The following is a 23,571-nucleotide window of genomic DNA, read 5'->3' as shown; positions in this document are numbered from 1 at the left end:
ACAGTGGCTAAACCACGCGTACACGAGATCGCAAGCGAACTCGGCGTCGACAGCAAGACCGCACTCGAGAAGCTCAAGGAGCTCGGCGAGTTCGTCCGGGGTGCCAGCTCGAGCATCGAGCCCCCCGTTGCCCGGAAGCTCCGTGCCGCCCTGCAGGCGGACGGTGTCCCGGCATCCAAGCCCGCAGCCTCGGCCCCGGCGCCGAGCACGCCGGCCAAGAGCAGCACGCCCGCGTCCGGCGCGCCGAAGCCCGGTGGCCCGCGCCCCGGCCCGGTCCGTCCGGCACCCGCACCGGAACCCGAGGTCCAGGCAGCACCTGCTGCCGAGGACGTCCCGGCCCCGGCCGCACCGAAGTCCGTCGCCCAGCGACAGGCCGAGGCCGAGGCCGCGCAGAAGGCCCGTGCCGAGAAGGCCGCCGCCGAGCAGCAGGCTGCCACGCAGCCGGCCGACTCGACCGGTGACGAGCCGAAGACCGACGCGGTGAAGCCCGGCTCCAGTGCCAAGCCCGCCGCTGCCGGTCCGAAGCCCGGTGGCCCGAAGCCCGGCGCACGTCCGGGCAACAACCCCTACGCGTCGAACCAGGGCATGGGCTCGCGCCCGCCGCGCCCCGGCAACAACCCCTTCGCCTCGAACCAGGGCATGGGCCAGCGCCCCGCCGCTGGTGCCGGTGGAGCGGGCATCCCGCGTCCGCAGCCCCCGCGTCCCGGCGTCCCGCGTCCGGGTGCACCGCGTCCGGGTGGACCCGGTCAGGCGAACCGTCCCAACGGCTTCGGGCAGCGCCCGGGCCAGGGTGGCGGTCGTGGCGGCCCCGGTGGCGCCCGTCCGGGTGCCGGCGGCGGTGCCGGTGGCGGCTTCCCGCGTCCGGCCTTCAGCGGCCCGCGTCCCGCCGGTGGCGGTGGCCGTGGTCGTGGCCCCGGTGGTGGTACCGCCGGTGCGTTCGGTCGCGGTGGCGGCAAGAGCCGTGCCCGGAAGTCGAAGCGGACGAAGCGCGCCGAGTACGAGATGCGTCAGGCCCCGTCGCTCGGCGGTGTGCAGGTCCCTCGTGGCGACGGCAACACGGTCGTCCGGCTCCGTCGCGGTGCGAGCATCTCGGACTTCGCGGACAAGATCGACGCCATGCCCGGCAACCTGGTCACGGTGCTGTTCCACCTCGGTGAGATGGCGACCGCGACCGAGTCGCTGGACGAAGCGACGTTCGAGGTCCTCGGTGACGAGCTGGGCTACAAGATCCAGATCGTCTCGCCCGAGGACGAGGACAAGGAGCTCCTCGAGGGCTTCGACATCGACATTGATGCCGAGTACGCCGACGAGGACGACTCCGTCCTGCAGGTCCGTCCCCCCGTCGTGACCGTCATGGGTCACGTCGACCACGGTAAGACGCGACTGCTCGACGCGATCCGGAACTCCAAGGTCGTCGAGGGTGAAGCGGGTGGCATCACCCAGCACATCGGTGCGTACCAGATCGTCACCGAGCACGAGGGCATCGAGCGTCCGATCACGTTCATCGACACCCCGGGTCACGAGGCCTTCACGGCCATGCGTGCTCGTGGTGCGCAGGTCACCGACATCGCGATCCTCGTGGTCGCGGCGGACGACGGCATCATGCCCCAGACGATCGAGGCGCTGAACCACGCGCAGTCGGCCAACGTGCCGATCGTGGTCGCGGTGAACAAGATCGACAAGGAAGGCGCGAACCCGGCCAAGGTCCGCCAGCAGCTCACCGAGTACAACCTGGTGGCGGAGGAGTACGGCGGAGACGTCATGTTCGTCGACGTCTCGGCTCGGCAGAACATCGGCATCCAGGACCTCCTGGACGCCGTGCTGCTCACCGCTGACGCCGGGCTCGACCTGCGTGCGAACCCCGACAAGGACGCCCGCGGCGTCGCGATCGAAGCACGGCTCGACAAGGGCCGTGGTGCGGTGGCTACCGTCCTCATCCAGTCCGGAACGCTGCACGTCGGCGACGCCATCGTGGCGGGCACGGCCTACGGCCGCGTCCGTGCGATGACCGACGAGAACGGTGTCGCGGTCAAGGCCGCCACGCCGAGCCGCCCGGTCCAGGTGCAGGGTCTGTCCTCCGTGCCCCGCGCCGGTGACACGTTCCTCGTCACCGAAGAGGACCGCACGGCACGTCAGATCGCCGAGAAGCGTGAAGCCGCCGAGCGCAACGCCCAGCTGGCCAAGGCCCGCAAGCGCATCTCGCTCGAGGACTTCACCCGTGCACTCGAAGAGGGCAAGGTCGACTCGCTCAACCTCATCATCAAGGGTGACGTCTCCGGTGCCGTCGAGGCACTCGAGCAGTCGCTCCTGGACATCGAGGTCGACGACAGCGTCCAGCTCCGCATCCTCCACCGCGGTGTCGGTGCGATCACGGAGTCGGACATCGACCTCGCCACGATCGACAACGCCATCGTGGTCGGCTTCAACGTCCGTCCGGACGTCAAGGCCCGCGAGCGTGCGGCACGCGAAGGCATCGACGTGCGCTTCTACTCGGTCATCTACAACGCACTCGACGACATCGAGCAGTCCCTCAAGGGCATGCTCAAGCCCGAGTACGAAGAGGTCCAGTCCGGTGTCGCCGAGATCCGCGAGGTCTTCAGCTCCTCGAAGTTCGGCAACATCGCGGGTGTCATCGTCCGCTCCGGCACGATCACGCGCAACGCCAAGGCGCGCGTCATCCGTGACGGTGTGGTGCTGGCCGACGGACTGGCGATCGAGTCGCTCCGTCGCTTCAAGGACGACGTCACCGAGGTCCGTACGGACTTCGAGGCCGGTATCGGTCTCGGCAAGTTCAACGATCTCCAGATCGGTGACGAGATCGAGACCACCGAGCTCGTCGAGAAGCCGCGCGACTGATCGTGTGACTACCCTGGGCCCCGGCCTCCCTTCGCGGGAGGTCGGGGCCCGACCCCTTTCCACGCAGAACCACCGGCGGGAAACGTCCCGCCACTGCCTCAGGAGGCACCCATGGCCGATCCGCAGCGCGCACGCAAGATGGCGGACCGCATCAAGGAAGTCGTCGCACGCCGTCTGGACAAGGGTCTGCGCGACCCGCGTCTCGGGTTCGTGACGATCACCGACGTCCGCGTGACCGGAGACCTGCAGCACGCATCGGTCTTCTACACCGTGTACGGCACCGACGAGGAGCGCGCCGACTCCGCCGCGGCACTCAAGGCCGCGACCGGCATGCTCCGCTCCGAGGTCGGCAAGAACATCACGGCGCGGCTCACCCCGTCGCTCGAGTTCATCGCCGACGCACTGCCGGAGACCTCGGCGCACATGGAGGACCTGCTCGTGCAGGCCCAGGTGCGTGACGAGCAGGTGCGAGCCGCGTCGGTCGGTGCGACGTTCGCCGGCGACGCCGACCCGTACAAGCACGACGAGGACGAGGACGACGAGTCCGACGACGAGCAGGACGTGGCGCGGGCGTAGTCACCGCCTGTCCGAACGCCCCGCTGCGCACCTGTGCAGCGGGGCGTTCGCACGTCAGGCGTCAGGCGTCCGGCAGCCGGTACCCGGTGGTGTCGTCGCCGACCGCCAGTCCGTCGTGCAGCAACGACGCGAGCGCTCGGTCCCGCTGCTCGGCGTCCGGCCAGACCGGTTCGATCTCCGACCGGGCGACCGGCACGTCGCTCGCACGCAACTCGGCCATGATCAGCCCGCGCACCTGCCGGTCGCTGCCGGCGAACTTCGCCTGCTTCGGTGCACGCGGCCCGTCGTGTTCGGGGTACCCGGCCGCACGCCAGGCGCAGCGGTCCGCGATCGGGCACGCGTCGCACGCGGGGGAGCGGGCGACGCACACGAGCGCTCCGAGTTCCATCACCGCCGCGTTCGTCGCAGCGGCGTCGTCGCGGTCGGCCGGCAGCACGGACTCCATCAGGGGCAGGTCGTCCTTGGCCTTCGCCGGCCCGGGCTCGCCCTGGCCGAGGAGCGCGCGCTTCAGGACCCGCCGCACGTTGACGTCGACGACCGGGTGCCGGTCGCCGTACGCGAACACGGCGACGGCCCGTGCCGTGTAGTCGCCGATCCCCGGCAGCGCGAGCAGCGCCTCGACGTCCCGTGGGACGACGTTGCCGTGCTCGGTGGCGATCACCGTGGCCGCCGCGTGCAGCGCGAGCGCGCGTCTCGGGTAGCCGAGCCGGTCCCAGGCACGCACCGCGTCCGCCGGGGGCGACGCCGCGAGGTCCGCAGGCGTCGGCCACCGGGTGAGCCACGCCTCCAGTCGGGGGATCACGCGCGCGACCTGCGTCTGCTGCAGCATGATCTCGCTGACCAGGGTGCCCCACGCGGGGAAGCCGGGGCGACGCCACGGCAGGTCGCGGGCCTCCTGTCGGAACCAGGTGGTCAACGGGGTCGCGATGTCGGGGACGCTCGCGTTCTCCACATCCGGCTGGGAGGCCCTGCTCGCGTTCACCACGACAGCCTACGGTGGACGCATGGCACGCTGGGCACCCGAAGAGACCGACACGATGGCCGCGATCGCTGCTGAGGTGATCGCGCAGGTCGGCACGAACCGAACCGTGATCGGCATCGACGGGCAGGACGGCACCGATCTCGAACACGTCGCCGCCACGCTGGTGGCCGGCTTCGAGCAGCACGGGGTGTCCGCGATGGCCGCGACGGCGCCGTCCGCCGATCCCGACACGCTGCGCGACGAGGTGGTCGCCCCGTTCCGCACCACCGGCGCCGGTGACGGCGTGCTGGTCGTGCACGGGCACGGGCTGCTGGCCCCGGGGGTCCGCGGGCTCTGGCGCTGGTCGCTGTGGGTCGAGCAGGAAGCCGGCCGGCTCGAACGTCGGGCGGACGTCAAGATCGCCGCCTCCGCCGTCCTCGACGTCACCGATCCCGAGCACCCTCGTCGCGAGTGGAACGACGCCTGCTGACCGGCGCTGGTAATCTCCTCTGGTGCTCGAAACCGTGCCGGACGGCATCCTCCTCGTCGACAAACCGCAGGGGATCTCCAGCCACCGCGTCGTGTCGATCGCCCGCCGCCGCCTCGGTCTGAAGAAGGTCGGCCACGCGGGGACCCTCGACCCGATGGCGACCGGGCTGCTGCTCCTGGGGATCGGGCACTCCACCCGGTTGCTCACCCACCTGGTGGGCCTCGGCAAGACCTACACCGCCACCATCCGGCTCGGGGTGTCCACGGACTCCGACGACGCCGACGGCACCCCGACCGCCGCGACCGGCGTCGCCGCAGCGGACGTCTCGGACGAGTCCGTCGAACGCGCTGTCGCCCTGCAGCGCGGCCGGATCGACCAGGTCCCGTCCACCGTCAGCGCGATCAAGGTCGACGGGCGCCGCGCGTACGACCTGGCGCGCAAGGGCGAGACCGTCGAGCTGAAGTCCCGCACGGTCACCGTCTCGCGGTTCGACGTCACCGGGCGGAACGACCGCACCGTCACGGTCGACGGTGCCGAGGTGGCGGTCGTCGACCTCGACGTCGTCGTGACCTGCTCGTCCGGCACGTACGTCCGCGCCCTCGCACGCGACGTCGGCGCCACCCTCGGCACCGGCGCGCACCTCACTGCGCTCCGCCGCACCCAGGTCGGTCCGTTCGACGTGGCCGACGCGATCGACCTCGAGGACGACGCCGTCGACGTCCGCGCGGCGCTCGCTCGTCCGGCCGACGTGGCACGCCGGTTGTTCTCGTCGGTGTCGCTCGACGCGTCCGCGGCGAAGGACCTGACCGACGGCAAGCGCGTCGCAGCCGACCACCCTGACTCGGACGAGCCGGTGGCTGCGGTGGCCGTCGACGACGACCGCCTCGTCGGACTGGTCTCGGTCCGGCGCGGACTGCTCCGGGTCATCACGAACTTCCCGGCGCCGGCTGCTCCGGCGTCGCAGAACGGAGCGCACCCGTGATCGAGTGGTTCATGTGGGTCCAGCTCGTCGTCGCGGTCCTGGCCGGGCTGTTCGCCGTCGTGGTCGGCTTCATCGGCTGGAAGCCGAACGACTACACCGTGGGGTCCCTCGCGCTCATCGAGGTCCTGCTCCTGGTGCAGGGCGTCATCTCGATCGTGCTGCCCGCGACGGGCAGCCCGCCGGACGGCAACGCCCTCGAGTTCGGGGTCTACGCCGTGTCGGTGCTCCTGGTGCCGCCGGCGGCCATCGTCTGGGCGCTCGTGGACCGCACGAAGTGGAGCACCGTCGTCCTCGGTGCCGGCGCGTTCACCGTCGCGGTCATGATCTACCGGATGTACCAGATCTGGTTCGCCCTGAACTGACGCCGAGCGTCATGGTGGTCCGCGCACGTCGGTAGAATCGGTGCAATGGCGACCAGATCCTCACTCGCGACCGGCATCGGCCGCGTCCTCATCGCCGTGTACGGCATCCTCGCCCTGGCGGCGACGGGCCGGAGCGTCGTCCAGATCATCGAGAAGTTCTCGTTCGCGCCGTTCGCGTACACGGTGAGCGCCATCGCCGCCGTCGTGTACATCGTGGCGATGATCGCCCTGATCGTGCCCGGACGCTTCTGGTACCGCGTCGCGTGCGTCACGATCGTGTTCGAGATGACCGGCGTCCTCGTCATCGGCACGCTCTCGCTGTTCGACCGGCAGCTCTTCCCCGACGACACGATCTGGTCGTACTACGGCATGGGCTACGCCTTCGCGCCGCTGGTGCTGCCGATCGCCGGACTCTGGTGGCTCCGCAAGCACCACCGCACCGCGACGGTCGAACCGGTGCCCGCATCGACCACCGCCCCCGTGGGCGAGTAGGAGCAGCCGTGCAGTTCTACGACGACACCGCCGACGTGGCCGAGGGCTTCGGTCCGAGCGCCGTCACGATCGGCAAGTTCGACGGCGTGCACGTCGGACACCGCGCGGTGATCGCGCACCTGGAGCGCGCCGCCCACGAACAGGGCCTGGTCGCCACCGTGGTGACGTTCGACCGGCACCCCCTCAACGTCATCGACCCGCAGCACGTCCCGCCGGCCCTCACGAGCACGGCGCAGCGGCGCGAGCTCCTCGACGACGCCGGGGTCGACGCCACCCTGCTGCTCCGCTTCGACGAGGAACTGCAGTCGAAGTCGCCCGAGGCGTTCGTGTCCGAGATCCTCGTCGACACCCTGAACGCCCGGCTCGTCTTCGTCGGCAGCGACTTCCGCTTCGGGGCGAAGGGTGCCGGCGACGTCGGCCTGCTCCGCACCCTGGGGGAGCAGCACGGCTTCACGGTCGAGCTCATCGACGACGTCGACCTGGTGGACGACGTCCGCCCCGACGGCGAGCGACGCGTCTCGTCGACCTGGATCCGTGAACTCCTCGGCGACGGGCGGGTGGCCGAGGCCGCTCGGTTGCTCGGGCGTGAGCACGCGGTCCGCAGCACGGTCGTGCACGGCAACCAGCGCGGGCGCGCCATGGGGTACCCGACGGCGAACCTCGACCCGGCGTTCGAGGGGTTCGCACCGGCCGACGGCGTCTACGCCGCGCGGGTGCTGCACGACGGCACGGTGTACCCGGCGGCCGTCTCGGTCGGCAACAACCCGACGTTCGAGGGCGTGCCCGCCAAGCAGATCGAGGCGCACCTGCTCGACGTCGACCTCGACCTGTACGGCGATCGCATCTCGGTGCTGTTCGTGTCCTACGTCCGCGGCATGGTGAAGTTCGACTCGATGGACGAGCTCGCCACGCAGATGCGGCAGGACGACCTCGACATCCGGTTGCTGCTGGGCCTGCCCACGCCGGTCTGAACGGCGGCGCCACACGGGACACCAGGCGCCGGCGCCACACGATGCCACACGACGACGCCCCCGTGACCGATCGGTCACGGGGGCGTCGTCGTGTGCGGTGACTAGCTGCCGAGCGCGTCGAGCCAGATCTTGCGGGCGTCGAGCGCTTCCTGGGCGTCCTTGATCTTGCGGGCGTCGCCGGAGGCCTGCGCGTCGGCGAGCTCGGACTCGAGCTTGCCGATGGCGTCCTCGAGCTGGCTCGCGAGTCCGGTCTGCCGGGCCTTGCGCTCCGGGTTGGACTCCTTCCAGTGCGCGTCCTCGAGGCCACGCACGTGGTCCTCGATCGCGCGCAGGCGGTCCTCGATGCGACGGACGTCCGCGCGGGGGACCTTGCCGACCTCGTCCCAGCGGCGCTGGATGCCGGTCAGGGTCTTGCGCGCAGCCGCCCGATCGGTCGCCTTGAGGAGCGGCTCGGCCTCGGTCAGGAGCGCCTGCTTGGCCTCGAGATTGCCCGAGAACTCTTCGTCCTCGGCTGCGCTCTCGGCGTGGCGCTGCTCGAACAGCACGTCACCGGCGGCCTTGAACCGTGCCCAGAGGGCATCGTCGTGGCGCTTGCCGGCACGTCCGGCGTTCTTCCAGTCGTCGAGCAGCTGGCGGTAGTCCGGGATCGCGTCGGACCCGCGCGAGGCGAGTGCCTCGGCCTGGGTCACGAGTTCCTGCTTGCGGGTGCGGGCGTCGCGGTGCTGCGCGTCGAGCTCGGAGTAGAACGCGCGACGGTGCTGGTCGACGGTGGACCGCGCTGCGCGGAACCGCTTCCAGAGCTCGTTGGCCTCGTTCTTGGGGATGCGCGGGCCGTCGTGCTGGTGCTGCTGCCAGCGGGCGAACACGTCGTCGAGCTGCGCCGTGATCTGCTTCCACTGCGCGCGTGCCGGGTCGACCGCCGCGAGTGCCTCGGCCTCTTCGACCAGGGCCGCACGGTGCGCCAGGGCGTCGTTCAGGGCCTGCTGCGCCTGCTCGGCCTGCTCCTTGGTGAGCGAGCCGAGCTGCTCGGTGAGCGCGCCCACTCGGGTCTCGAGCGACTTGATGTCACCGACCACGCGGGCTTCGGCCACCAGGGTCGTCAGGTGCTCGACCGTCCGGGCGACGTCGTTCGCCGACGCACCACGCTGGACGCGCTGCTCGGCGATCTTCACCTGCCCCTCGAGGTCGGCGTACTTCCGCGCGAAGTAGGCGAGGGCTTCTTCGGGGGTGGCGTCCGGGTACTCACCGACAGCACGTTCGGTCTCTTCGTACCGGACGTACACGGTCCCGTTCTCGTCGACCCGCCCCCAGGTCGTTGCTTCGTCAGATCCCACAGGTCTCGCCTCGATCGTGGTCGTGCATCGCCGACGTCACCGTCGGCACGGTCAGGTCGTCAGCCTATTGCACGGACGGGCTCCGCGGCCCGCCGGACGCAACGGCTTGTGGACTACTTCTCCTGGGCGATGGTCGCGGCGGTGATCGTCGTCGCCACCTTCGGCTCACCGGTGCCGTCCTGGCCGGGCGACGAGATGCCCTTCGCGGCGATCTTCGATTCGAGTTCGGACAGGCCGCTCGTGACCTTCCCGACGACCGTGTAGCCGCCCGTGGAGCCGTCGAGCGTGGTGTCGCCGTAGACGATGAAGAACTGGGTCGACTGCGAGTACGGCGACGTCGATCGCGCGATCGCGATGGTGCCCTCGTCGTAGACCCCGTCGCTCGGGACGTTCTCGAGCGGGCCGTACTCGAACCCGGCGTCGCCCGTGCCGTCGCCGTTCGCCGAACCGCACTGCAGGAACTTCAGCCCGTCGCTGTCGGCCAGCCGGTGGCAGGTGGTGCCGTTGTAGAACTGCTCCTTGATCAACGAGATCTCGACGCTCGCGGCCTGCGGGGCCTTCGCGCCGTCCAGTTCGATGCCGAGGTCGATCGACTTGTTGAGCGTCAGCGAGCCCGTCCAGGTCGCGCCCTTGGCGATCTCCTTGCTCGGCACGTCGCCCGTGTTCGCCGCCGTGGCGCTGGCCGAGGGCGTCGGTGTGGCGGTGGCGCTCGCGCTGGCGTCCGCCGACCCGTTCCCCTGCGAGCCCGCGAAGGCGAGCTGTGACCCGGTGGCCAGGGCGGCGACCAGCACGAGGACACCGGCGCCGACCAGGTTGTCGCGCACCCGCCGACGGCGCTGCCGGTCGTGGAGTCCCTGGCGGGCCTGGTAGAGACGGAGGCGCTCGCGCGCCTCGCGGTTGTCGCGCGCTGGGTTCTTCGGTGCCACGGTGCTGTTCTGCCCTCTCGTCGCAGTGTGGAACGAGCGTATCCGAGTCGTCACCATCAACGGCCTGGGAGGCGCGGGGCTGTCAGTGGGTCGGCCTACGATTGGTGCATGGCAGCGGACCGTTCGAGCATGCGCGCGCCCACGACGGGCGGTCGCGCCGGTCTCGCGCAGGGCTCCGTCCCACTCGCGGTACGGATGCGCCCGACCAGCCTCGACGAGGTCGCCGGGCAGCAGCACCTGCTCGGCCGCGGGTCGCCGCTCGTGCAGCTCGCCACCGGTACCCGCGACAACCCGGGCGGTGTGTCGGTCATCCTCTGGGGCCCTCCCGGCACCGGCAAGACCACGTTGGCGCAGGCCATCGCGCGGCAGTCCGGGCGCGAGTTCGTCGAGCTCTCCGCGGTCACCGCCGGCGTCAAGGACGTGCGCGAGGTCATGGAGAAGGCCCTCACCCACCGCGACCTGTACGGGTCCACGACGGTGCTGTTCCTCGACGAGATCCACCGGTTCAGCAAGGCCCAGCAGGACGCCCTGCTGCCCGGTGTCGAGAACGGGTGGGTGATCCTCATCGCGGCCACCACCGAGAACCCGTCGTTCTCGGTCATCTCCCCGCTGCTGTCCCGGTCCCTGCTCCTGACGCTCAAGCCGCTCACCGACGCCGACCTCGGCATGCTCGTCGACCGTGCGGTGGAGGACCCCCGCGGCCTCGGTGGCGCGGTCGTCCTCGGTGACGAGGCACGTGGGGCCATCGTCCGGCTGGCCTCGGGTGACGCCCGACGCGCCCTCACGGCGCTCGAAGCCGCAGCGGCCTCGGCCACCGCGGCCCAGGACGACGACGACGACGACACCGTGCCGGTGGTCGACGCGGACACCGTCGCCGCGGCCGTCGACCGTGCACTCCTGCGGTACGACCGGCAGGGCGACGAGCACTACGACGTCATCAGCGCCTTCATCAAGTCGGTGCGGGGGAGCGACGTCGACGCCGCGCTGCACTACCTCGCGAGGATGATCGAGGCGGGCGAGGACTCCCGGTTCATCGCGCGCCGGATCATCATCTCGGCGTCCGAGGACATCGGTATGGCGGACCCGCAGGCGCTGCCCATCGCCGTCGCGGCGGCTCAGGCCGTGCAGCTCATCGGCATGCCCGAGGGCCGCATCCCCCTGGCCGAAGCCGTCGTGTACCTGGCGACCGCGCCGAAGTCGAACGCCGCCTACAACGGTGTGAACGCGGCGATGGCGGACGTCAAGGCCGGCCGGATGGGCACCGTGCCGATGCACCTGCGCGACGCGCACTACGCCGGGGCGAAGCGACTCGGCCACGGCAAGGGCTACGTCTACTCGCACGACGCCGAGCACGGGGTCGCCGAGCAGCAGTACCTGCCCGATGCGCTCGAGGGCACCGAGTACTACACCCCGACGGCGAACGGCTACGAGCGCGAGGTCGGTCCGCGGCTCGAACGACTCCGGAAGATCACCCGCGGGCAGTAGGACGGCACGTCGACTTCCTGCTAGCATTGCCGGGCCTACGTCCTGGTCCTCGAGCACGGCTGCGTTGAGGACAGAGTGCCACTCCGGTGGTACGGGGGCAGAGGTTCGGACTGTAGCCGTCCGATCCCACAGGCTCATCCCTCTGGATCCCGTCGTCGGGGCCGCGGGCACTCGCGTGCCCGGCCTCCGGTGAGTATTCAGTTCGAACAGAGAAAAGGACCCTGTGTCTACCAAGTCACGTACCCGCAGCAAGACCCGCCTGTCGCGCGCACTCGGCATCCCGCTGACGCCGAAGGCGGCCCGTTACCTCGAGAAGCGCCCCTACGGCCCCGGTGAGCACGGCCGTACGCGCCGTCGTGCGGACAGCGACTACGCCGTCCGCCTCCGTGAGAAGCAGCGTCTGCGCGCCCAGTACGGCATCCGCGAGAAGCAGCTCCGCATCGTCTTCGAAGAGGCCCGCAAGACGAAGGGCCTGACCGGTGAGAACCTGGTCGAGCTCCTCGAGCAGCGCCTCGACGCCCTCGTGGTCCGTGCCGGCTTCGCCCGCACCACCGCGCAGGCCCGTCAGCTGATCGTGCACCGTCACCTGCTGGTCGACGGCAAGCTCGTGGACCGCCCCTCCTTCCGCGTCAAGGAGGGCCAGCTGATCCACGTCAAGCCGAAGTCCGAGTCGATGGAGCCCTTCCAGGTCGCCGCTGCCGGTGGCCACCAGGAAGTCCTGCCGAAGGTGCCGGGTTACCTCGAGGTCGAGATCGACAAGCTCCAGGCCCGCCTCGTGCGTCGCCCGAAGCGCGCCGAGGTCCCCGTGACCTGTGAAGTGCAGCTCGTCGTCGAGTACTACGCAGCTCGCTGATCCACTGATCACACCCGAACGGCGGGTCGTCCTCTCGAGGACGGCCCGCCGTTCGGCGTTCCGGCCCGCAACACGACGTCGTCTCGGCGATACGCCTCCGGGTGCGCGAGACGCAGCCGGTGTCGGCGGCGTCGTGCGGACACGACGGCGTCTTGCTCGGGGCAGTGGGCGCGGTCACGGGCGGACGGGAGGCTCGGGCCGCGACGTGCGCACCGCCTCCCGTCCGGTCCGTGGTCGGCCGCAACACGCCGGCGTCTCGGCGATACGCCTCCAGCTACGTGAGACGCCGCCGGTTTCGGCGGCGTTGTGCCGACACGACGGCGTCTTGCGGACGGGGACGCGTCGAAGTGCCCGGCGGCTAAGCTTGTCCGGGCATGCACCGCCAGGGTGCACAGAGGGAGAGGCACCGTGAAGCAGCTGTTCTTCGTCGCGGTCGGCGTCGTCATCGGGTTCGCCGTGGCGCACCAGGTCGCCAGGACCCCCGGAGGCGCACGGCTCTTCGCCGTCGTCGACGCGAGCACGAAGGCCTTCACGGGCGCGGTCGCCGACGGGTACCGGTCCCGCGGGGCCGAGCTCCGCACCGACGTCTGAGTCGTCGAGCTCCACCGCGGTCCGGCCGCACCGTCGACCCGCCTCCACCTCCCACCCCCGACCTGAACGCAGGAAGCACCATGCAGACCGCAGAGATCCGCCGCCGTTGGCTCCAGTACTTCGGTGACCGCGGCCACACCGTCGTCCCGTCCGCGTCCCTCGTCTCCGACGACCCGTCGCTCCTCTTCACGGTCGCCGGCATGGTGCCGTTCATCCCGTACCTGACCGGGCTCGTCCCCGCGCCGTACCCCCGTGCCACGAGCGTGCAGAAGTGCATCCGCACGAACGACATCGAAGAGGTCGGCAAGACCCCTCGCCACGGCACGTTCTTCCAGATGAACGGCAACTTCTCGTTCGGCGACTACTTCAAGGAGCAGGCGATCCAGTTCGCCTGGGAGTTCCTGACCAACCCGGAGTCCGACGGCGGACTCGGCTTCTCGCCCGACGACCTGTGGGTGACGGTCTACGAGGACGACGACGAGGCGATCGCGTTCTGGAAGCAGCACTCCTCCCTGCCCGAGGAACGCATCCAGCGCCTCGGCAAGGACACGAACTACTGGTCCACCGGCCAGCCCGGACCCGCAGGCCCCTGCTCCGAGATCTTCTTCGACCGCGGGCCCGAGTACGGCATCGACGGCGGCCCGGCCACCGACGACGACCGGTACGTCGAGATCTGGAACCTCGTGTTCATGCAGTACCAGATCGCGGACGTCCGCTCGAAGTACGACTTCGAGATCACCGGCGAGCTGCCGAACAAGAACATCGACACCGGCATGGGGCTCGAGCGCGTCGCCTTCATCAAGCAGGGCGTCGACAACATGTACGAGATCGACCAGGTCCGCCCCGTCCTCGACCGCGCGTCCGAGATCTCCGGCCGCCGCTACGGCGCCGTGCACGAGGACGACGTCCGCATGCGCGTCATCGCGGACCACGTGCGCTCCGCGCTCATGCTCATCGCCGACGGTGTGAGCCCGTCGAACGAAGGCCGCGGGTACATCCTGCGTCGGCTGCTGCGTCGCACGGTCCGTGCGATGCGCCTGCTCGGGGTCGAGACCGCGACGTTCCCGGAGCTGTTCCCGGCGTCCCGCGACGCGATGCGCGACGCCTACCCCGAGGTCGCCTCCGACTACGACCGCATCGCGCGGATCGCCTACGCGGAAGAGGAGACGTTCCTCCGCACGCTCGCGCAGGGCACGACGATCCTCGACGTCGCCGTCGAGCGCGCGAAGCAGGACGGTGCGCCGTCCATCGGCGGGGACACCGCGTTCCTGCTGCACGACACCTTCGGGTTCCCGATCGACCTGACGATGGAGATGGCCGAAGAGGCCGGGGTCCACGTCGACCGGACCGCGTTCGAGACCCTGATGTCCGAGCAGCGTGCCCGGGCGAAGGCCGACGCGAAGAGCAAGAAGACCGCGATCGCCGACCTGAGCGTGTACAGCGCGTTCCGGGCGAAGGGCGAGACGGTCTTCCTCGGCTACGACGCGCTCGAGGCCGAGACGAACGTGCTCGGCATCATCGTCGGCGGCGTCAGCGTCGACCGGGCCGTGGCGGGCGACATCGCCGAGGTCGTCCTCGGCGAGACGTCGCTGTACGCCGAGTCGGGTGGTCAGGACGCCGACCAGGGATCGATCGTCGGCAACGGCTTCGACCTCGAGGTCCTCGACGTCCAGCGTCCCGTCGCCGGCCTCTGGAGCCACACCGTCCAGGTCCGCTCCGGCGAGGTCGGCGTGGGCGACGCGGCGAGCACCGTGGTCGACGCCGAGTACCGCCGCGGCGCCACGCAGGCGCACTCCGCGACGCACCTGGTGAACGCCGCGCTCCGCGACATCCTCGGCCCCGAGGCGCTGCAGGCGGGTTCGTACAACAAGTCCGGCTACATGCGCCTCGACTTCTCGTGGTCGCAGCCGATCTCGCTCGCGACCCGCTCCGAGATCGAGGAGGTCGTCAACACCGCGATCCGCACCGACCTCGAGGTCTCCACGCGCATCATGCCGATCGACGAGGCCAAGGCGCTCGGTGCGCAGGCGCTCTTCGGTGAGAAGTACGGCGCCGAGGTCCGCATGGTCGACATCGGCGGTCCGTGGTCGCGCGAGCTCTGCGGTGGGACGCACGTCGCGTCGAGCGCCCAGATCGGACTCGTCAACCTGGTGGGGGAGTCGAGCGTCGGGTCGACCAACCGCCGCGTCGAGGCGCTCGTCGGGCTCGAGGGCTTCCGTGACCTGGCGGTCGAGCGGACCATCGTCTCGCAGCTCTCCAGCGCGCTGAAGGCGCCCCGTGCCGACCTGCCCACGCGCGTGCAGTCGCTCATGGAGGATCTCCGCATCGCGCAGAAGCGGATCGCCGAGTACGAGTCGGCGAACCTGCAGCAGCGGGTCCCGTCGATCGCCCGGACCGCGACGACCGTCGGCACGACCACCGTCGTGGCCGAGACCGTCGACGGCCTGCAGTCCGGCGACGACCTGCGCTCGCTGGCGACCGGGGTCCGCGCACAGCTCGGTGACGGCGCTGCCGTCGTCGTGCTCGGTGCCGTGGTGAGCGGGAAGCCGATCGTGATCGTCGCGACCAACGACGCGGCGCGCTCCGCGGGCGTCCAGGCGGGTCCGCTCGCCAAGGAGGCCGCCGGTGTGCTCGGTGGTGGCGGCGGCGGCAAGCCGGACCTGGCCCAGGGCGGCGGCACCGACCCGGCGGCGCTCCCGGCTGCGCTCCGCGCCGTGACCGCTCGGATCGCGGGCTGATCGTGGCGATCCGGTCCGGGCGTCGGCTCGGCGTGGACGTCGGCCGTGCCCGGATCGGGATCGCCGTGTGCGACCGCGACGGGTTGCTCGCGACGCCGGTCGAGACCGTGCGCCGCGACGACTCGACCGACCTGCGTCGGATCCTCGAGATCGCGGACGAGTACGACGTGCTCGAGCTCGTCGTCGGACTGCCCCTGTCGATGTCCGGCGGCGACACCCCGTCGACGGACGACGCGCGGGCGTTCGCGGCCCGGATCGCCGAGCGCCGCCCGGTCCGGCTGGTCGACGAACGATTGTCCACGGTGACCGCCCAACGCGGACTGCACCAGGCCGGCAAGAACACGAAGAAGTCGCGGTCCGTGATCGACCAAGCGGCCGCTGTTATCATTCTGCAACACGCGCTCGACCACGAGCGCAGTGCCGGTGCCCCTCCGGGCACCACGCTTCCCTGACAGGGCGACCCACCGCGATCCGGCCGCCCTTCCGTCACCCGAGGACGACGGTGCCCAGGCGGAGTTCCCGACCGAGAGACCGAGAACCGTTGGCAGACGATCTGGACTGGAACGCGATCATCGCGCCCGGCAACGAAGCCGAGCGGCGGAAGACCACTTCCGACCGCGCAGCAGGTACCGATGACCGTGACGACTCCGCGCGGGTGACCTCGCAGCCGGACCGTCCGATGTCCCGTCGCGAGGCTCGGGCGCTCGAAGCGGAACGCGCTCGTCGCGACGCCGTTCCCGGGCCCGACTCCGAGCCGGCACCCGAGGAGCCCGCCGCCGCCGACCGCGTGGACCCCGATTCGACCGCGCCGCGTGAGCAGCCGGTACCGGAGCCCGCGCAGCCGCAGCAGGTGGCGCCGGACCTCCATCCCGAGGTCGCCGCGCTGCTGACCGGCGAGGTGCCCTCGGCGCCCGCCGCCGGCGGAGCCGGATCCGACGGTACCGACGACGCCGGGCGCACCGGCGGCGGTGGAGCCGCGGGAGGCGGCGGTCGTGGTGGCCGTGGCGGACGCGGGGGAGCCTCCAGGCCGCCGCGCGAACCGCGACCGAAGCGCCGTCGCGGCCCGCTCATCGCCGGCATCGTCATCGTCGCCGTGGTCCTCGCTGTCGGTGTGAGCGCGTACGCGTTCGCCGCCCCGAAGATCCAGCAGATCGTCGCCGCGGTCAGCGGCGCGCAGGAGCCGGATGACTACACGGGCACCGGCAAGGCCAAGGTGACCATCACGATCAAGCAGGGCGACATCGGCGAGAACGTCGCCGCGACGTTGCAGCGCAGCGGGGTCGTGAAGGACTCGAAGGTCTTCTACAAGCTGCTGCTGGCGTCACCCGACGTGCAGTTCCAGCCGGGTTCGTACTCGCTGAAGAAGCAGATGAGCTCGAAGTCGGCGCTGGCCGCGCTGCAGGACGAGAAGAACCGCGTGCAGGCCTCGATCGTGATCCCCGAGGGCACCGCGCTGGCCGACATCGAAGCCGGCATGGTCTCCAAGGCCGGACTGACCAAGGCCGAGGTCGACGCGGCAGCGAAGGACCTGTCCGCCTACGGGCTGCCGTCCGGCGTCACCACGCTCGAGGGCTGGCTGTTCCCCGCGACGTACCCGATCAACCCGGGGTGGACGGCGGAGCAGTACTTCAAGTCGATGGTCGACACGATGAAGGAGCGCCTGTCCGAAGCGGGCGTCGCCGAGGCCGACCAGGAGCACGTGATCGTGTTCGCATCGCTCGTGCAGAAGGAAGCCGGACTCGCGGCCGATTACCCGAAGGTCGCACGGGTGTTCCAGAACCGCCTCGACAAGGGCATGAAGCTGCAGTCCGACGCCACGGTCGCCTACGGCACGGGCAACACGCACACCGTCACGACGACCGACGCGGAGCGCGCCGACGCGTCCAACGAGTACAACACCTACGTGCACGACGGACTGCCGCCGGCACCGATCTCGAACCCGGGCGACGTCGCGATCACCGCGGTGACGAAGATGGCGACGGGGAACTGGGAGTACTTCGTGACGGTGAACCTCGAGACGGGCGAGACGGTGTTCTCGGACACGTACGCCCAGCACCTCGTCGCCGTGAAGCAGTTCCAGGCCTGGCTCCGCGCGCACCCCGATTACCAGTAGGACGGCGACGTCGCACGCCGGTGCGCTGTGGGAGGATTGCTCCATGCTTCGTTGGTTGACTGCTGGTGAGTCCCACGGACCCGAACTGATCGCGATGCTCGAGGGCCTGCCCGCGGGTGTCCCGGTGTCGTTCGAGTCCATCCGTACCGATCTCGCGCGCCGCAAGCTCGGCTACGGCCGTGGCTCGCGCATGAAGTTCGAACAGGACGAGCTGCACGTGTCCGGCGGTGTCCGGCACGGGTTCTCGCTCGGCAGCCCGATCGCGATCCGGATCGGCAACACCGAGTGGCCGAAGTGGGTCGAGGTCATGAACCCCGAGCCGGTCGAGTCCACCGAGATGTCGCGTGGCCGCAGCGCTCCGCTGACCCGCCCGCGCCCGGGCCACGCCGACCTGGTCGGCATGCAGAAGTACGGCTTCGACGAGGCCCGCCCGATCCTCGAGCGTGCGAGCGCCCGTGAGACCGCGGCCCGCGTCGCGCTCGGCGCCGTCGCGAAGTCCTTCCTCGCCGAACTCGGCATGCGGTCGGTCGCGCACACCCTGCAGGTCGGCACGGTCCGCGTGCCGGACGGCACCGACCTGCCGCTGCCCGACGACGTCGACCGTCTCGACGACGACCAGCTGCGCTGCTTCGACGCCGACACCTCGGCGCGCATGGTGACCGAGGTCGAGGCCGCGAAGAAGGACGGCGACACCCTGGGCGGCGTCGTCGAGGTGCTGTTCTACGGCGTCCCGCCGGGGCTCGGTTCGCACGTGCAGTGGGACCGTCGGCTCGACGCCCGTCTGGCCGCGGCGATCATGGGCATCCAGGCGATCAAGGGCGTCGAGGTCGGCGACGGCTTCGCGACCGCTGGTCGTCGCGGCTCCGCGGCCCACGACGAGCTCTACCGCGAGGACGGCGAGATCTACCGGACGAGCGACCGCGCCGGCGGCACCGAGGGCGGCATGTCCACGGGCACCGTCCTGCGCGTCCGTGCCGGCATGAAGCCGATCGCGACCGTGCCGCACGCGCTGCACACCGTCGACGTCGTCTCGGGCGAGGACGCCTCGGCGCACCACCAGCGGTCCGACGTCTGCGCGGTCCCGGCCGCCGGGGTCGTGGCCGAGGCGATGGTGGCGCTCGTGCTCGCCGACGCCGTGCTCGAGAAGTTCGGCGGCGACAACGTCGTCGAGACCAAGCGCAACCTCGACGCCTACCTCGCGTCGATCCCGGAGACGCTCCGCACCCGTCGGACGGAGCCGGCGGCACCGGCCGACGCGTCGTGAGCAGGAACGGCGGCGGCGCCGCGCCCGGGGGTGCCCCGTCCGGCGGCGCCGCACGAGGTCCGGCTGCGCCCGTCGTCGTGATCGGCCCGATGGGCGCCGGCAAGTCCAGCGTCGGCAAGCGCGTCGCGAAGGCGCTGGGCGTGCCGTTCACCGACACCGACCGGGTCATCGTCCGCGAGCACGGCCCGATCCCCGGCATCTTCTCCGACCGCGGTGAGCCGGCCTTCCGTGCACTCGAGGCCGACGCCGTCCGGACCGCCCTCGGCACCGGGGGCGTCATCGCCGTCGGCGGCGGAGCAGTGACGCACGCCGCCACCCGCGAGGCACTGTCCGGCGCCCGCATCGTCCTGCTCACCGTCTCGCCCGAGGCCGTCGCCGAGCGGATCGCCGGCTCGGACCGGCCCCTGCTCGCGAACGGCGGCATCGACGCCTGGCAGACGATCATGGACGAGCGCGCGGCGACCTACGCCGAGCTCGCGCACGTCGTCGTCGACACGTCGCGCCGTCCGATGTCCCGGGTGGTCGACGAGGTCGTCACCTGGCTGCGGAGCGACAGCAGCGCCAGCGGCGACAGCAGCGCCAGCAGCGCCAGCGGCGACAGCGGCGCCAGCCGACGCGACGACACCAGCACCACCACCGAAGGAGCACCGTGACCGACCCGATCCTGCCCGCAGGCACCACCGAGATCCGCGTCGGCGGTGACGACGGCTACGTGGTGGCGGTCGGCTCGGGCCTGCTCGGCTCGCTGCCCGCGATCCTCGGCCCTCGCGTCGCCAAGGTCCTCATCGTGCACGCCCCGACCCTCGGTGCGCGGGCGAACGACCTGCGCGACCTGCTCGTCGACGCCGGCCTCGAAGCCCTCATCGCCGAGGTGCCCGACGCCGAGGCCGCCAAGCGCATCGAGGTCGCGTCGTTCTGCTGGCAGATCATGGGCCAGTCCGACTTCACCCGCACCGACGCCGTCATCGGCCTCGGCGGCGGTGCCGTCACCGACCTGGCGGGCTTCGTCGCGGCGACGTGGCTGCGCGGGGTGCCGTACGTGTCGGTGCCGACGAGCGTGCTCGGCATGGTGGACGCCAGCGTGGGTGGGAAGACCGGCATCAACACGAACGAGGGCAAGAACCTCGTCGGTTCCTTCTCCGCCCCGCGCGCGGTGGTCGCCGACCTCGACCTCGTCCGCACCCTGCCGCGCAACGAGATCCTCACCGGCTTCGCCGAGATCGTGAAGGCCGGGTTCATCGCCGTGCCGGAGATCCTGGACATCATCGAGGCCGACGTCGCCCGCGTCACCGACCCGACGTCGCCGGAGTTCCGCCGCGTGGTCGAACTCGCCATCGCCCTGAAGGCCGAGGTCGTGTCCGACGACTTCACCGAGCAGGGACGACGCGAGATCCTGAACTACGGTCACACGCTCGGGCACGCCATCGAGCACGCGGAGCGGTACCAGTGGCGGCACGGTGCTGCGGTGTCGGTCGGCATGGTGTTCGCCGCCGAGCTCGCACGCCTGACGGGCCACCTCGACGACGCGACCGTGGACCGGCACCGGGCGATCCTGGACTCCCTGGACCTGCCGACGTCGTACGGTCTCGGCCGGTGGCAGGGCCTCCTCGCCGCGATGCGTCGCGACAAGAAGGCCCGTGCCGGCATGCTCCGGTTCATCATCCTCGACGGTGTCGGCAAGCCGGTGATCCTCGAGGGCCCCGAGGACCACCTGCTGTTCACCGCCTACCAAGAGGTCGGCGTCTAGTACTTCTGCACGCCCAGGTGGTCGCGCAGGTGCGGTCCGGTGTACTCGGTGCGGTGCAGTCCGCGGCGCTGCAGCTCCGGCACGACCTTCTGGGTGAAGTCCTCGACCCCGGCCGGGAAGTGCGTCGGCACCGCCAGGAACCCGTCGCACGCCCCGGCCTCCGACCACGCCTGCATGGTGTCGGCGATCGTTGACGGTGACCCGATCATCTTCCGGTAACTGCCCTCGGCGAAGTACCGGGCGGTCTCGATGACCGACAGTCCCTGTTGCCGCGACACCGCCATGATCGCTGCACGGTGTGACTTGCCGGCGTTCGACTCGGGCAGCTCCGGCACGGGCGCGTCGAGGTCGAACTGCCGGAAGTCGACGCCACCGGCGAGGGGCTTCAGGTTGCTCAGTGCCAGGTCGTCGGGGATCAACGCCATCATCCGGTCGGCGAGGTCGCGTGCGTCCTGGTCGGTGTCGCCGACGATCGGGGTCATCCCGACGAGCACCTTGACGTGATCGGGGTCGCGGCCGAACCGTTCGGCGCGCGCCCGGATGTCGTCGCGGAACGCACGGCTCTCGTCCGGGTCGGACTGCAGGGTGAACACGACGTCGGCGGTGCGCGCCGCGAGTGCGCGGCCCGGCTCCGACGCACCCGCCTGGAACACGACAGGCCGTCCCTGCGGACTCCGACCCGTCGTCAGCGGTCCTCGCACGCGGAAGTGCTCGCCGTCGTGCTGCAGGAACCGCATCTTCTCGATGTCGAAGTAGGTGCCGGACTCCTTGTCGCGCACGATCGCGTCCGGGTCCCACGAGTCCCAGAGCCCGGTGACGACGTCGACGAACTCGCTCGCCCGCTCGTACCGGGCGGCGTGCTGCACGTGGGCGTCGAGTCCGAAGTTCTGGGCTTCGTCCTCGTTGAAGGACGTCACGAGGTTCCACCCCGCGCGGCCCTTGCTGATGTGGTCGAGGGTCGAGAACCGCCGCGCGAGGTTGTAGGGGTCGTTGAAGGTCGTGGTCGACGTCGCCGCGAGACCCAGGTGTGTGGTCCGCATCGCCAGGGCGGGCAGGAGCATCGTCGGGTCGAAGTGGATCGAGCGGGGGTTCGCGGCACCGTAGGTGTCGCCGGCCAGGATGTCGTTGCTGCGTCGGACTGCGGCCTGGTCCTCGAAGAACAGGGCGTCGAGCTTCGCCGCCTCGGCGAGTTCGGCGGCGCGGACGTAGTGGTCGATGCCGAGGTCGAGCTCGGGGACGGCGTCCGGCAGGCGCCAGGCGCCGAGGTGGTATCCGGGGAACAGGAACACTGCGAGGTGGATCGTGGTCACGGGGGTCCAATCGGAGGGGACGGCGGAGCAGGTGGGTGGGTGCGTCCGGCGGACGGCCGGGAGGCACGGAGCAGGGTGCGCGGATCGGCGCGGCTCGGCGAGACAGCGCGCTCCAGAGCACGTGGACCGCCCGGCGGATCGGCGCGCGGCGGTCAGACGGACGAACGGTCGGTCGGTCGGACGGACGTCAGTGTCCGTGCGCGATGGCGCCCCGGGGCCAGCAGCGGGACGCGGCGGTCGCGTGGTGTGCCGTCATCGTCGCCCCCCCCTGTCTCCCGTGCTCGTGTCGCGTTCTCTCACCGGCTCGAGCCGGTGGTGGACGACGCTACGGGCGCGGTGTTTCGGCATCGTTTCGATCGGGAAACACCGTCGAAACGATGCGCCGTTAGCGTCGCCGCATGTCTGCAGCAGCCCTCGCCCCGTTCCCGACCGAGCTCCGTGTCGGCGTCCCCGACTGGCTCCGCGACGCGCAGGCCGCTGCTCCGGAACACCTCGGCACCCGTGCGGAGCGGTTCGCGCTCGTGAACGCCCTCGCCGAACGGAACGTCGAGGAGGGCACCGGCGGTCCGTTCGCGGCGGCCGTCGTCGACGAGGACACCGGCGCGGTCGTCGCCCTCGGGGTGAACCTGGTGCTGCACACCAACCTGTCGTCGATGCACGCCGAGGTCGTCACCCTCGGACTCGCACAGGCTCGGACGGGGGTCTGGAACCTCGGCCGCGACGTCGGCCACCGGCGCGTGCTCGTCGTGAACGCCCAACCGTGCGTGATGTGCTTCGGTGCCCTGCTGTGGTCGGGGGTCTCCGCGCTGGAGTTCGCCGCCGACGGCGCCACGGTCGAGCGGATCACGGGCTTCGACGAGGGACCGGTGCCGGGGGACTGGCGCGAGCAGCTCGTTGCTCGGGGGATCGACGTGCACCAGGAGCACGGCACCGGTGCCGAGGCGGCGCTCGAGCGCTACCGCGACCTGGTCGAGTCGGGCGCCACCGCGCGCTACAACGGCAGCGGTGCCTGACCCGTCAGCGCAACACCCGCCGCGTCCGTCGCCACCACCACTTGACGTGCATCGACACGGTGAGGACGCCGGTCCGCTGCCATTCCCGGAACTCCGCGACGGTGGCTCCGTTGTCCCACGCGAAGAGCACGTCGTCGTCCGCGTCCACGTCGGGCGCATCCGGCAAGGGTCGCAAGATCGGCATCAGGTGGACTCCTCTTCCTCAGGGTGGACGTGATCGGCGGCGGTTCGCCTCCGGAGTGCACGAGTGGCGAGCCGTCGGTCCGCCTTCGACCACCACCGTACGGTCTCGAGTTCCCGGAGCACAGTTCTCGAAATGTCGTATGCACGGCCGCCTCGTGGCTTGGCGAGCGACCAGGTGAACCGCTTCCAGGCGTGATCTCGATCGGTCGTCCGCCGGCTCTGGAACGCCCCGAACCAGCTGACGACCGCCGCCACGATCGGCGCGCCGGCGGCGATGCACGCCGCGACCAGTGCTGTCTCCATGGGGCAAGCCTGCGGCAGTGG

22 protein-coding genes are annotated in these 23,571 nt (G+C 70.8%); 17 read left to right on the top strand and 5 right to left on the bottom strand.

Annotated elements, in window-relative coordinates; all coding sequences use genetic code 11:
- Window positions 1-3 precede the first annotated feature (3 nt).
- Both infB and rbfA read left to right on the top strand, forming a co-directional pair.
- Window positions 4-2,856, top strand: coding sequence for a translation initiation factor IF-2 (gene infB / locus EDF40_RS12300; protein WP_123339727.1), 2,853 nt, complete (start codon window positions 4-6; stop codon window positions 2,854-2,856).
- Window positions 2,857-2,967: 111 nt separating this feature from the next.
- Window positions 2,968-3,432, top strand: coding sequence for a 30S ribosome-binding factor RbfA (gene rbfA, locus EDF40_RS12295; RefSeq protein WP_123294301.1), 465 nt, complete (start codon window positions 2,968-2,970; stop codon window positions 3,430-3,432).
- A 61-nt stretch (window positions 3,433-3,493) separates the two neighbouring features.
- Here the strand turns inward: rbfA and EDF40_RS12290 are convergent, their stop codons facing one another.
- On the bottom strand, window positions 3,494-4,414 hold the full coding sequence (locus EDF40_RS12290; RefSeq protein WP_395862255.1) for an A/G-specific adenine glycosylase: 921 nt from the start codon (window positions 4,412-4,414) through the stop codon (window positions 3,494-3,496).
- Window positions 4,415-4,436: 22 nt separating this feature from the next.
- Here EDF40_RS12290 and EDF40_RS12285 point away from each other — a divergent pair, with 22 nt between their 5' ends.
- The 5 genes from EDF40_RS12285 to EDF40_RS12265 are packed head-to-tail and all read left to right on the top strand — an operon-like array spanning window position 4,437 to window position 7,690.
- Window positions 4,437-4,883: a hypothetical protein gene (locus EDF40_RS12285; RefSeq protein ID WP_123674726.1), complete on the top strand. Its 447-nt coding sequence runs from the start codon at window positions 4,437-4,439 to the stop codon at window positions 4,881-4,883.
- 22 nt (window positions 4,884-4,905) lie between these two features.
- Window positions 4,906-5,865, top strand: a complete 960-nt coding sequence (gene truB / locus EDF40_RS12280; protein ID WP_123339725.1) for a tRNA pseudouridine(55) synthase TruB — start codon at window positions 4,906-4,908, stop codon at window positions 5,863-5,865.
- A complete protein-coding gene (locus tag EDF40_RS12275) occupies window positions 5,862-6,227 on the top strand; it encodes a hypothetical protein (protein WP_111083896.1) in 366 nt (121 codons plus the stop codon). Before truB ends, EDF40_RS12275 begins: the two co-directional genes overlap by 4 nt.
- A 45-nt stretch (window positions 6,228-6,272) precedes the next feature.
- Entirely contained in the window at window positions 6,273-6,719 is a 447-nt protein-coding gene (locus EDF40_RS12270) for a hypothetical protein (RefSeq protein ID WP_123339724.1), read from the top strand.
- Window positions 6,720-6,727: 8 nt separating this feature from the next.
- Window positions 6,728-7,690 carry a bifunctional riboflavin kinase/FAD synthetase gene (locus EDF40_RS12265; protein ID WP_123339723.1) on the top strand — a complete coding sequence of 321 codons (963 nt, stop codon included), beginning with the start codon at window positions 6,728-6,730 and terminating at the stop codon, window positions 7,688-7,690.
- 101 nt (window positions 7,691-7,791) lie between these two features.
- Here the strand turns inward: EDF40_RS12265 and EDF40_RS12260 are convergent, their stop codons facing one another.
- A complete protein-coding gene (locus EDF40_RS12260; protein ID WP_185003009.1) occupies window positions 7,792-9,024 on the bottom strand; it encodes a DUF349 domain-containing protein in 1,233 nt (410 codons plus the stop codon).
- Window positions 9,025-9,137: 113 nt separating this feature from the next.
- Entirely contained in the window at window positions 9,138-9,950 is an 813-nt protein-coding gene (locus EDF40_RS12255; RefSeq protein ID WP_123339722.1) for a peptidylprolyl isomerase, read from the bottom strand.
- Window positions 9,951-10,058: 108 nt separating this feature from the next.
- On the opposite strand from EDF40_RS12255, the gene EDF40_RS12250 reads away from it, so the two are divergent.
- The 9 genes from EDF40_RS12250 to aroB all read left to right on the top strand — a co-directional run bounded on the left by EDF40_RS12250 (window position 10,059) and on the right by aroB (window position 20,741).
- Entirely contained in the window at window positions 10,059-11,435 is a 1,377-nt protein-coding gene (locus EDF40_RS12250; protein WP_395862251.1) for a replication-associated recombination protein A, read from the top strand.
- A 223-nt stretch (window positions 11,436-11,658) separates the two neighbouring features.
- Window positions 11,659-12,288, top strand: coding sequence for a 30S ribosomal protein S4 (gene rpsD / locus EDF40_RS12245; protein WP_111083900.1), 630 nt, complete (start codon window positions 11,659-11,661; stop codon window positions 12,286-12,288).
- 408 nt (window positions 12,289-12,696) lie between these two features.
- The gene (locus EDF40_RS12240) at window positions 12,697-12,879 is read left to right on the top strand and encodes a hypothetical protein (RefSeq protein ID WP_111083901.1); all 183 of its coding nucleotides are present in this window, start codon (window positions 12,697-12,699) and stop codon (window positions 12,877-12,879) included.
- A gap of 80 nt (window positions 12,880-12,959) precedes the next feature.
- Window positions 12,960-15,617, top strand: a complete 2,658-nt coding sequence (gene alaS / locus EDF40_RS12235) for an alanine--tRNA ligase (protein WP_123339721.1) — start codon at window positions 12,960-12,962, stop codon at window positions 15,615-15,617.
- 8 nt (window positions 15,618-15,625) lie between these two features.
- Window positions 15,626-16,069, top strand: a complete 444-nt coding sequence (ruvX, locus tag EDF40_RS12230) for a Holliday junction resolvase RuvX (RefSeq protein ID WP_173168791.1) — start codon at window positions 15,626-15,628, stop codon at window positions 16,067-16,069.
- An 89-nt stretch (window positions 16,070-16,158) separates the two neighbouring features.
- Window positions 16,159-17,730 carry an endolytic transglycosylase MltG gene (gene mltG / locus EDF40_RS12225; RefSeq protein WP_260212750.1) on the top strand — a complete coding sequence of 524 codons (1,572 nt, stop codon included), beginning with the start codon at window positions 16,159-16,161 and terminating at the stop codon, window positions 17,728-17,730.
- Window positions 17,731-17,773: 43 nt separating this feature from the next.
- On the top strand, window positions 17,774-18,994 hold the full coding sequence (aroC, locus tag EDF40_RS12220; protein WP_123294309.1) for a chorismate synthase: 1,221 nt from the start codon (window positions 17,774-17,776) through the stop codon (window positions 18,992-18,994).
- Window positions 18,991-19,647 carry a shikimate kinase gene (locus tag EDF40_RS12215; protein WP_260212743.1) on the top strand — a complete coding sequence of 219 codons (657 nt, stop codon included), beginning with the start codon at window positions 18,991-18,993 and terminating at the stop codon, window positions 19,645-19,647. The genes aroC and EDF40_RS12215 overlap by 4 nt, the downstream gene beginning before the upstream one ends.
- Entirely contained in the window at window positions 19,644-20,741 is a 1,098-nt protein-coding gene (gene aroB, locus EDF40_RS12210) for a 3-dehydroquinate synthase (RefSeq protein ID WP_173168631.1), read from the top strand. The genes EDF40_RS12215 and aroB overlap by 4 nt, the downstream gene beginning before the upstream one ends.
- On the opposite strand, the gene EDF40_RS12205 is transcribed toward aroB, so the two are convergent.
- Window positions 20,738-22,051 carry an LLM class flavin-dependent oxidoreductase gene (locus tag EDF40_RS12205; RefSeq protein WP_123339719.1) on the bottom strand — a complete coding sequence of 438 codons (1,314 nt, stop codon included), beginning with the start codon at window positions 22,049-22,051 and terminating at the stop codon, window positions 20,738-20,740. The two genes, aroB and EDF40_RS12205, sit on opposite strands and share 4 nt — an antisense overlap.
- A 398-nt stretch (window positions 22,052-22,449) precedes the next feature.
- Here EDF40_RS12205 and EDF40_RS12200 point away from each other — a divergent pair, with 398 nt between their 5' ends.
- Window positions 22,450-23,064, top strand: coding sequence for a nucleoside deaminase (locus EDF40_RS12200; protein ID WP_123339718.1), 615 nt, complete (start codon window positions 22,450-22,452; stop codon window positions 23,062-23,064).
- Between the two features lie 4 nt (window positions 23,065-23,068).
- Here the strand turns inward: EDF40_RS12200 and EDF40_RS18895 are convergent, their stop codons facing one another.
- Window positions 23,069-23,248, bottom strand: a complete 180-nt coding sequence (locus EDF40_RS18895; RefSeq protein WP_123671703.1) for a hypothetical protein — start codon at window positions 23,246-23,248, stop codon at window positions 23,069-23,071.
- Between the last annotated feature and the right edge of the window lie 323 nt (window positions 23,249-23,571).

It is taken from the genome of Curtobacterium sp. PhB170 (genome assembly GCF_003752345.1).
Classification (GTDB): Bacteria; Actinomycetota; Actinomycetes; order Actinomycetales; family Microbacteriaceae; genus Curtobacterium.
Note: the sequence above shows the minus strand (reverse complement) of the source record. Positions and strands in the feature narration are given on the sequence as shown.